General features: G+C 41.9%; 8 protein-coding genes. 7 read left to right on the forward strand and 1 reads right to left on the reverse strand.

What is annotated here, in order from left to right; genetic code table 11:
- Positions 1 to 253: 253 nt before the first annotated feature.
- Complete coding sequence (gene yejK / locus ABYB02_RS11430) at positions 254 to 1,270, reverse strand: nucleoid-associated protein YejK (protein ID WP_372762579.1); 1,017 nt, start codon at positions 1,268 to 1,270, stop codon at positions 254 to 256.
- Between the two features lie 62 nt (positions 1,271 to 1,332).
- Between yejK and ABYB02_RS11435 the strand changes: the two genes are divergently transcribed.
- From ABYB02_RS11435 to ABYB02_RS11465, 7 genes are all read left to right on the forward strand, one after another.
- Positions 1,333 to 1,545, forward strand: a complete 213-nt coding sequence (locus tag ABYB02_RS11435; protein ID WP_008109847.1) for a DUF1414 domain-containing protein — start codon at positions 1,333 to 1,335, stop codon at positions 1,543 to 1,545.
- A 5-nt stretch (positions 1,546 to 1,550) separates the two neighbouring features.
- Positions 1,551 to 3,053 carry a DUF3413 domain-containing protein gene (locus tag ABYB02_RS11440; protein WP_372762580.1) on the forward strand — a complete coding sequence of 501 codons (1,503 nt, stop codon included), beginning with the start codon at positions 1,551 to 1,553 and terminating at the stop codon, positions 3,051 to 3,053.
- Positions 3,054 to 3,152: 99 nt separating this feature from the next.
- Entirely contained in the window at positions 3,153 to 3,650 is a 498-nt protein-coding gene (locus ABYB02_RS11445) for a DUF4124 domain-containing protein (RefSeq protein WP_372762581.1), read from the forward strand.
- A 92-nt stretch (positions 3,651 to 3,742) separates the two neighbouring features.
- Positions 3,743 to 5,458 carry a bifunctional isocitrate dehydrogenase kinase/phosphatase gene (gene aceK / locus ABYB02_RS11450; RefSeq protein ID WP_372762582.1) on the forward strand — a complete coding sequence of 572 codons (1,716 nt, stop codon included), beginning with the start codon at positions 3,743 to 3,745 and terminating at the stop codon, positions 5,456 to 5,458.
- Between the two features lie 16 nt (positions 5,459 to 5,474).
- Positions 5,475 to 6,413, forward strand: a complete 939-nt coding sequence (locus tag ABYB02_RS11455; protein WP_372762583.1) for a LysR substrate-binding domain-containing protein — start codon at positions 5,475 to 5,477, stop codon at positions 6,411 to 6,413.
- Between the two features lie 175 nt (positions 6,414 to 6,588).
- The gene (locus ABYB02_RS11460) at positions 6,589 to 7,032 is read left to right on the forward strand and encodes a PA2169 family four-helix-bundle protein (RefSeq protein WP_372762584.1); all 444 of its coding nucleotides are present in this window, start codon (positions 6,589 to 6,591) and stop codon (positions 7,030 to 7,032) included.
- 541 nt (positions 7,033 to 7,573) lie between these two features.
- On the forward strand, positions 7,574 to 9,357 hold a 1,784-nt coding region (locus ABYB02_RS11465; protein WP_372762585.1), incomplete at its 3' end, for a TonB-dependent receptor plug domain-containing protein.

Raw genomic sequence — 9,357 nt, forward strand, 5'->3', positions numbered from 1 at the left:
AAGTGTTTAAGCTCCAAGAAAGTTAAATACGACCATGAAGCTTAAAATGAGAGATGGTATCTACCAGTTATCTGCTAATACTTGTTTTACTTCTCATTTCTCCTCATTCACTTCTCTTTGTGCAATTAAGATCTTTAATTTGTTGCTGCGAAAAATTAGCACCCAGTTTTAGATTAAATATTGGAGTAACAGGCAATAAAAAGCGCGATATAAAAATCACGCTTTGCATCTGTTTGTTATGTTAATGCTTGGCTTATTCGCCTTCACTTTCCATAAAACGTTGCAGTTGGTCTTTAAGGTTTGGCGGTATGCCCTTAATCACCAAGGTATCGGTTGCTTCATTGTAGGTAACACGCTCACCTAAGTGTTTACGCTCAAAGCTAATACTTACACCACCGCCAAGGCCGGAAAACTTCACCATACTGGTGACGGTTTTTTTATCTACCGGAAACGACTCTGCTAAATCATAACTTTGCTGATCACAAAAACTGTCAAACGGGTTATCATCGCCTTTGCTAAGCGTTGCAGAAAGCTCACTGACGCTGGCATCTTCGCCAGTGGTCACGCAATCATTACAATAATCAAATACTTGTTTACGTAAATCGTCTTTCTCTGTTTTATCAAACTGTTGTTCCGATAAGTAATCTTCTACCGCACTGAGCATCACTTGGCTTTGCTGCTTAGGATCAATGCCTTCTTCACAGCCTAAAAAGTCTAAGAAAAAGTCAGCCACTTTACGCCCAGCACGCCCTTTAATAAACGAAATATAACGATTATCTTCAGCTTGCGTATCCCATGCAGTTAAATCAATACGCGCAGCAAGCTGCATTCGTGAGATATCTAAATGACGTGAAGCAGCTAAATCAAGCTCAGAGGTAATAGAATAATGCTCTTTAATATTTATCATCGCAATCAGCATGTAGTCAGTTGCCACGTACTGATAATGACAAAACACTAAATAACCACTTTCATTAAAAGCATATTTATCAAGCTCTTCTTTGAGCACCGTGGAGGCTTGCTCGGTCATATGCCAAAAGCCCAGCTCGTTATTACGGTAACTTTGCATGGCAGATGCAACCACACTATTTTTTTCGCCACTAAAAGCGCAAAAGCCTTTACCTGGTTTACCGTTATACGCATGATGTAATTGTTCAATAAACACAGCCACTTTATCGTTGATCACCATCTCGTCATTACGTAAATGAATTTGGGTATCGCCGTCTTTTTTGTCTACATAATGAACGACTAATTTTTTAACGTCTGTTGCCATCTTTGTTTTTCACGCCTCTGGTGTTAAAATGTGAGAATATAACTATTTAATTGAACCAACTGATGCCAATCTTATCAAAATACTCTAATGAAGAAGTAGAACAAATCGTCGATCAGCTCATTGATGTGCTAAGTAAACACAATGCGCCGGTTGATTTAAGTCTTATGTGTTTAGGAAATTCTATCACGCATATCTTAAAAGAGCATGTACCAACAGGGAAAAGACAAGCCGTTACCGAGAACTTTGCTAAAGCTCTCGCGCAGTCGGTTAAGTAAACTCTATGAATTTATCGCAGCACAATCAGTTTTCATCTAAAGCGAGTCAATTGTTAAGCTGGGGGCATTGGTTTACCTTTGCTAATATCGGCTTAGCACTATTTATTAGCTTAAGCTATTTATTTGCTGACTCGCCACCAACCAGCTTCATTGGCATCACCTATATGCTAGTGACATGGCTTAGCCACACTAGTTTTATTGCCTTTTTAGCGTTTGTGCTGACGGTGTTTCCACTTAGTTTAGTGTTCCCTTACCCCCGTCATATTCGCGGTATGGCGGCTGTAATAGCTACATTTGGTGCATCGTTGCTCACCCTCGATGCTTATGTGTACTTTACCTTAGGCTATCATATCAGCATCTCTGCGTTACCCGATATTATTTCGTTATTATGGCCGCGCCTAACCAGCTCACCGGTATTAACTACCGTACTGGCTAGCGGCATAGTATTAGCAATTTTAGCGTTTCAGTTAACGGTGAGTAACTTTACCTGGCAACACCTAGCGCATTTAAAGCAGCTCAAGTTTGCGCGTTACGCAAGCTCTTTGTTAGTCGTGTGCTTTGCGTTAAGTCACAGTATTCATATTTGGGCCGATGCGAATTTAAAATTTGATGTCACAAAACAAGATAATTTTTTACCACTTTCTTACCCCACTACAGCCAAAAGTTTACTCGCTAAAAACGATTTACTTGATATAGAAAGTTATAAGCAAGCGCATAACGTGCAAATTAATCAACAAAATATTAGTTATCAATTGCCTGCTCCACTGGCTAAGTGTGAAGATTACACGGCTGCAAAAGTTGATATTTTTGTATTTGATAACAATGCACAATTAGCCCAGTTCGCCAATGAAAACACCCAGCTATATGCGACTAAACAGTTTTTACAAGCAACCGAGCAGAGCGATATGTTATTTAGCTTAGTGTATGGCTTACCCGCATTTTATAAGTCAGCCATACTCCGTGAGCAAATCTTACCGGCATGGCAAAGTCAACGTCGCAGCATTGAAGTGCGTGGCATTGATGAATTAAACTTTATCAACGATCAAACTCATAGCAACACTGCAATTCGCGTGCTAACAGGCGCTGCAGCAGCCAATGCCACGGTGCGTGATGAAAATACCCATGTGTTTGCGTTTAGTTTGGCAACAAATTATAAAGAAGTGGTAACCACCTCCACTTTGTATAGCTCAGACAAACGCATTGCTAAAGTGGATGGCCTCATTCAGCCAAGCGATTTAATTGCCACCGCTGTGGGGAAGTATTTAAATTGTAACGCAATTACCGAGCAAACTATGCTTGGCGTTAATTTATATCAGAAAAAAAATAATATGGGCGTTAACTACTCGCAAGGAGTGGTCATTGCTTATAAAAAAGATCGCATCACCCTAATTGACCCTGACGGCGACTTTAAAAACATGTCCGCCGCTGAAGGGTTTGCTATTGAACAAGGCTTAGATATTCCGTTTTTAGTGCATAGCATTAAAAAGTTAAAAACCTTTACGCAATAACGCTATTTTAACCTAGCTTGCTATACCGCTAAGCTAGGTTATAGTTTTACTATGCCGTTATTTATTTAACATAGTAAAATGACTTAGGGATAGCCCATCATGTTTAACTATTGCGTAGCTCCAATTTACCTACTATTTATTGTTGTTAGTTTTCATAGCCAAAGCACTACTTATTACAAGTGTGTGAACCAGCAAGGCACTACCTTTTCACAATTTCCCTGTGATAAACACGCCACCACGTATACAGTTAACACCGGCAGTAACCAACAGTCCGGGCCCAAAGTCGATTACACCAAACAGCTCAATGAGCTAGAACGTGAAAACTTACTCGCAGGCTTAGAAGCAGAGCTGCGCAGTAACGAGCATAAACTCGCTATTCTGGCACGAAAAAAAGATCAAGCAGACTATAAGCAGCAGCAACGACTTAATCATATTTTGGCCAAAGACGATATAAAGCGTATTAGCGCTGATATCACTAAAAAGCAAAGAGTGATCAATAAACAATATCGCGCTGAGGTTAAAACCATCGAAAAACGAATTAAAAAACTACAAAAAAAGATCGATCGCTATAAAAATCAACCAATCGGACGTGAATAAATAACATCTTAATTTAGCTTGGTTTTGATTTGAGAATAACATACTCTTAACAACAATAGAGTACAAGCTCTAGTGTCTAATAAGGAGTACTGATGCAGCCTCGTCATATTGCTGAGTTAATTTTAACGGGCTTTAAAAAGCACTATTTGCTATTTCAAAAAACCACAGCACAAGCCCCGCTTGCGTTTGCCCAACAAGATTGGCAAGCAATCAATAATATCAGTCGGCTGCGTATTAGTTATTACGATGATCGGGTCAATGAAATGACCGCTACCTTACGCCAACAATTAACTGAGCAATTAGATGAAGCATTGTGGCTTGAAGTCAAAAAGCTGTACCAACACTTTTTATGTTTTCACCCTCAGGCTGAATTGGCCGAGAGTTTTTATAACTCGGTATTTTGCCGGCTATACCACCGTCGCTATTTCCATAATGACTTTATCTTTGTCGAAGCCACCCTCAAAGACGCCCCTGCGATACCGGTAGAAGCCGAATACCGAAGCTATTTTCCAGTTGTCGATGGTTTAAAACCCACCATCAAGCAGATCATCAGTCACTTTGATTTTAAAGCCCCTTTTGTCAATTTAGAGCGCGATATACGGCTGTTAGTTAAAGCTTTTTATAAACAAGCACCCGACACCCATCATAAAGCGTGGCAAATGCGTTTTGATATTCTACATACCCCATTTTATCGTAACAAAGCCGCCTACATTGTTGGGCGTGTGGTATCACAAAGCGGCGTACAACCGTTTATTATTGCGGTATTACACCACGAAGATAAAGGCTTATACTTAGATGCGCTGCTGACAAAATCATCACAAATGCGTGTTATATTTGGTTTTGCTCGCGCCTACTTTATGGTAGAAACTCATGCGCCCTCAGCTCTTGTGCGCTTTTTAAACCAACTCATGCCGAATAAAACCCTTGCCGAGCTGTATAATGCGATTGGCTTTCATAAACAAGGTAAAACCGAGTTTTATCGCGAGTTTTTATCTCACTTAACGCATTCCAATGACGAATTCACTATTGCTCCAGGGACACCCGGCATGGTGATGATGGTATTTACCCTGCCTTCGTTTGGCTATGTGTTTAAAGTGATCAAAGACAAATTTGGCGAAAGTAAACCATTTGGCCGCGACACCGTGTTAAAACGCTACCAACTGGTGAAAAAACACGATCGGGTGGGCCGCATGGCTGACACCATAGAGTATTCTAACGTCGTATTTCCTTTAGCGCGTTTTGATAGTAACTTATTGCAACAGTTACATAAAACCATAGGTTCATCGATGGTCATTGAAGGCGATTGGCTTATTATCAAGCATTTATACATTGAGCGACGGATGACCCCGCTTAATTTATTTTTAGAAAATGCCGACGATGCCAGCGCCGCCGACGCCATTGAAGAGTATGGACAAGCGCTTAAAGAAATGATTGCGGTTAATATATTTCCCGGCGACATGCTGTTAAAAAACTTTGGCGTGAGTAAGCACAAACGCATTATTTTTTACGATTATGACGAAGTACAATACTTAACCGATATGCACTTTAGAGCCTTGCCGAAAGCGAATAGTTATGACGACTATTTAACCGATGAGCAAAGCTATTCAGTGGCACCGCAAGATGTATTTCCCGAGCAACTTTGTACCTTTGTAATGCCGAATCCAAAGTATAAGCAATTTTTAATGAGCACCCATCCTGAACTAGTCGATGTGAATTTTTGGAAAACGGCACAGCAAAATATTAAGAATGGGCATGTTAGTCATATTTATCCATACCCGACAGCACAACGTTTTATCCATTATTGGTAAACGTTAAGGACAGACAATGAATATAAGTAAAATAGATCTAAATTTACTGGTTTATCTTGATACCTTATTGCGCGAATGTAATGTTACCCGCGCCGCAAACCGGTTAAGTATTACCCAGCCTGCAATGAGCAATGGCTTAAAACGCCTGCGTAACTTATTTAATGATCCAATTTTAGTACGCACCAGCGAGGGTATGGTCCCCACCGAGCGGGCGCTTGAGCTGCAGCCAGTGATCCGGGGTATTTTAATGACCCTTGAAGAAACACTGGCCCCAAACCGTGAATTTGAGGCAAGTCAAAGCAAGCGCGTGTTTAGGATCATGGCCAGTGATTACGCGGCGAGCACCTTAGCGCCTAAGTTATTAAGTAAACTGCACGCCGAAGCCCCCGATACTACCTTAGATATTCTCACTCCTAGTGATGTGACCTTTCACGATGTGGAAAATGGTAAAGTTGATATGGCCATTAACCGCTTTGAAAACCTGCCACAATCGTTTCATCACAAACGTATTTGGAAAGACAGTTTTTGTTGTTTGGTGAAATCAGATAACCCCATCATTGATAACTTTAGCTTGGAAAGCTATTTAAAAGCGCGCCATATTTGGGTCAGTAAAACGGGGTTTGGTGTGGGTGTGGGTATGGACCCTAAAGATGTGCAAAAATTGGGTTGGGTTGATGAAGCGCTTGCCCACTTCGGTAAACACCGTAATATTGCTACCTTTACTCGAAACTATCATGTGGCAGTACACTTGGCCAAAGTACAAAACTTAGTGGCCACATTACCCTCTAAAGCAGCGAATATTTATATAGACGACCCTGCTCTGAAAATTTTAGAGCCACCCTTCCCTATTCCACCGTTTGAACTGGATATGATCTGGAGCCCGCTGTTACATCGAGATGCGAGCCATATTTGGTTACGTCAAAAGGTCGCTGAAGTCGCAGAAGAGCTCAAGTAACACCATTACAAGCCGCCGTGTAAAATTTGCTTACTTAGTGTTTAAGTAAGCAACTTCTTGCAATGTAAAATGATAAATTAACTAATAAACAGTCACTTATAAATTTAAAAAAACTGGAATAGCCTTTGCTTTGATATAGATGTAATTAAATTTTTCATTTAGCAAAGAGGTCATTATGAACACTTATCAAAACAATGAAGTAAATCATATTGCAGATATCATTCAAGTAATGAATAGCGGCATCGACTTTTATCAAAAAGCGCAACAAAAGGTTTCCGATCCCGCCCTTGCGGCTCTGTTTCAGCGTATGGTTGATGCACGCCAAATCACCATTGAACGCTTACAGCCTTTTGCTATTAATGAACAAGGGGAGCGTGAAGATGGATCTTCGTTTGCAGTAGAAGCGCGTCGCGCATACACCTCGCTTATCACTAAGTTTAGCGCAGATAATGACGACACCTATGTGAAAGAGCTTGAAGAGGTCGAAGATAAAACCCTCGAAGAAATTAGAGCGGCCATGAAAAAACCCCAATCACCAGACTGCGAAGCCGTATTAGCCAAAGCACTACTAACAATGCAAAGCTGTCATGCTGAAATGAGTAAAATGCAACAGCGTTAGCACGAGTCACTGCTGCAGTACGATAATTGTAGCGTGAGCAGCAAAGCATGGACGTATTTAGCACAATTAGCGAGAACTCTTGAGGTGGCGCCCACTTAGCCACCTCAAGCACTGTGAATCAATAACTTGTCAACGGTTTTAGCTGCAGCAACAATTAACCTTGGGTTATTTTTGCCACTAATGCCGGCATTACGGCGCAAAACGTTAGCAGTGGGCGCTACTAATAAGCCTACGAGTATTTAGCCGCTATCATCGACTTGCCAATCACATCACAGCGCTGGCTGTACGCGACTCGCGTGAACAGCTTAAACTTCCTTTTTCATCTATCCGTACCACTGCCACACAGTAGCGATCGCGCTTACAACACTTTGCAATAACCGTTACCCCATTTCAGTGTGGTGCCTTTATTCATGCGACTGTAACTCAATGTTTGCCATTTAAAACAAGTAAAAAGCTGTTGCCGTCACATATTTGTAAGAATTTAGCTTTAATATTAGTTTTACAACAACTGGACTAGACCAGAAGACGTAAGGTGAAACTAATGATGAAACGACATGCAATAGCCACAGCCATATTACTGTGTACCAGCCCGTTATTGATTGCCCCAGACGCGGTTGCCAGCAACGCAACCTTTGTGGGCTCAGTAAAAGATGGCCAATCGCATCTGTCTGGCGCATTAATTACCGTGGTTGGTACTGATAAAACTGCCGTGACTAACTATCAGGGGCAATTTGAACTCCCGCAACTTAATGCTGGTCACTACCAACTCAAAGTGACGTATTTAGGCTATCAGCCTTACTTTGTTGATATTAGTGTGGGCGAAGGCGAAATAAAAAAATTACCACCAATCACTCTATTTGCTGCCAATAATGACAGCGCCATTGAAGAAATCATTGCTGTAGGCCAAATTCAGCGCGGCGCAATGGCGGCAGCCAACAACCAAAAAAATGCCAAAAGCATTAAAAATATTATTTCAGCCGATGGCATCGGTAAACTACCCGATAGAAATGCAGCAGAAGCGGTACAGCGTATTCCCGGCGTATCGATTGAGCGTGATCAAGGTGAAGGCCGCTTTGTTGCGGTACGTGGACTACCGGCACAATGGAGCTCTGCAAGTATCAATGGCGATCGCTTACCCACGGCAGAAGAAGAAACCACCAGCCGCGCCACAGCGTTTGACTTCTTCCCCAGTGAACTAATTGAATTTGTAGAGGTGTCGAAAGCGCTCACCCCCGACCTTGAAGGCGACGCTATTGGTGGTAATGTTAATTTTATCACTAAAAAAGCGCCCGATGATTTTGTCCTCAATACTCATTTTGCAATGGGTCAGAACGAGCTTGCCGGTGGCACTAATTATTCAGCAAATTTACTCTACGGTGACCGTCTACTCGACGACAAGTTGGGCTTTTTAATTAATGCAACCGCGTGGCAGCGCGACTGGGCCACTGATAACTATGAGCCACGCCGTGGCAATGATGGGTTAGGCATTTATCGCTTGGAGTTACGTGATTATACCGGCACCCGTGAAACCTATGGGCTTAATACTGCTGTGGAGTATCAACTCGAGCAAGGCACAATCAGTGCAACGGCCATGTATGGCACCTTAATTGATGATGAAACGCATTATAAGCACCGTATGCGCTTTGATAAAGACCGCGCTGAAGTACAGCATATTCGCAACGAACTGATCACCGAAATGAACGGTTTTGAGCTTGCTGCAGAGCACTATTTTGGCTATGACAAAACCCTTAACTGGAAGTTATCACGTTACGAAAATGAATTTCGCTATGGTAATACTCCCAATGGCGAAGACAACAGCTATTTTGCAGTCAGGTTTGATCAGCAACAGGTTGGCTACCAAGGGCTAGAGGACCGAGGTACGGGTAAAAATTACGCGTACAATATAATTGATGGCGGCAGCGATCCCTGGAATGCAATCAGTAACCACTTACCGAATGGTTTTTCATTTGACCCTGCTAACACCATCCTTGCGTGGGTTCAGCTATACAAAATATACGTTAATGAAAAAGACAACATCGTCGCCAGTAGTGATTTTGAATGGCAGCTCAATGCCAATTTAACTGTCAAAGTAGGCGCAAAATACCGTGATAAAGAGCGGATCGCCCGCTTTAGCGATGAGTTTTACGCATGGGATGAAGCTAACTATGGCGCTGCGCCTAGCTTAAGTGACTTTGCTTTGGCAGATCAGCCTAGCCGCAATGATTATTTAAATGAATTAGCGATTGATTATCAAAGCCAGTTTTCTCAAGTCGCTGCCACCGATGATCTAGCCCAGTTTTGGAATACCAATAAAGACAAATTTGT

It is taken from the genome of Pseudoalteromonas sp., from assembly GCF_041613455.1.
Lineage (GTDB): Bacteria > Pseudomonadota > Gammaproteobacteria > Enterobacterales > Alteromonadaceae > Pseudoalteromonas.

Excerpts from the sequence above, each read along its gene's own strand:
- yejK (WP_372762579.1), bottom strand. The coding sequence starts at position 1,270 with ATGGCAACAGACGTTAAAAAATTAGTCGTTCATTATGTAGACAAAAAA.
- ABYB02_RS11435 (WP_008109847.1), top strand. The coding sequence starts at position 1,333 with ATGCCAATCTTATCAAAATACTCTAATGAAGAAGTAGAACAAATCGTC.
- ABYB02_RS11440 (WP_372762580.1), top strand. The coding sequence starts at position 1,551 with ATGAATTTATCGCAGCACAATCAGTTTTCATCTAAAGCGAGTCAATTG.
- ABYB02_RS11445 (WP_372762581.1), top strand. The coding sequence starts at position 3,153 with ATGTTTAACTATTGCGTAGCTCCAATTTACCTACTATTTATTGTTGTT.
- aceK (WP_372762582.1), top strand. The coding sequence starts at position 3,743 with ATGCAGCCTCGTCATATTGCTGAGTTAATTTTAACGGGCTTTAAAAAG.
- ABYB02_RS11455 (WP_372762583.1), top strand. The coding sequence starts at position 5,475 with ATGAATATAAGTAAAATAGATCTAAATTTACTGGTTTATCTTGATACC.
- ABYB02_RS11460 (WP_372762584.1), top strand. The coding sequence starts at position 6,589 with ATGAACACTTATCAAAACAATGAAGTAAATCATATTGCAGATATCATT.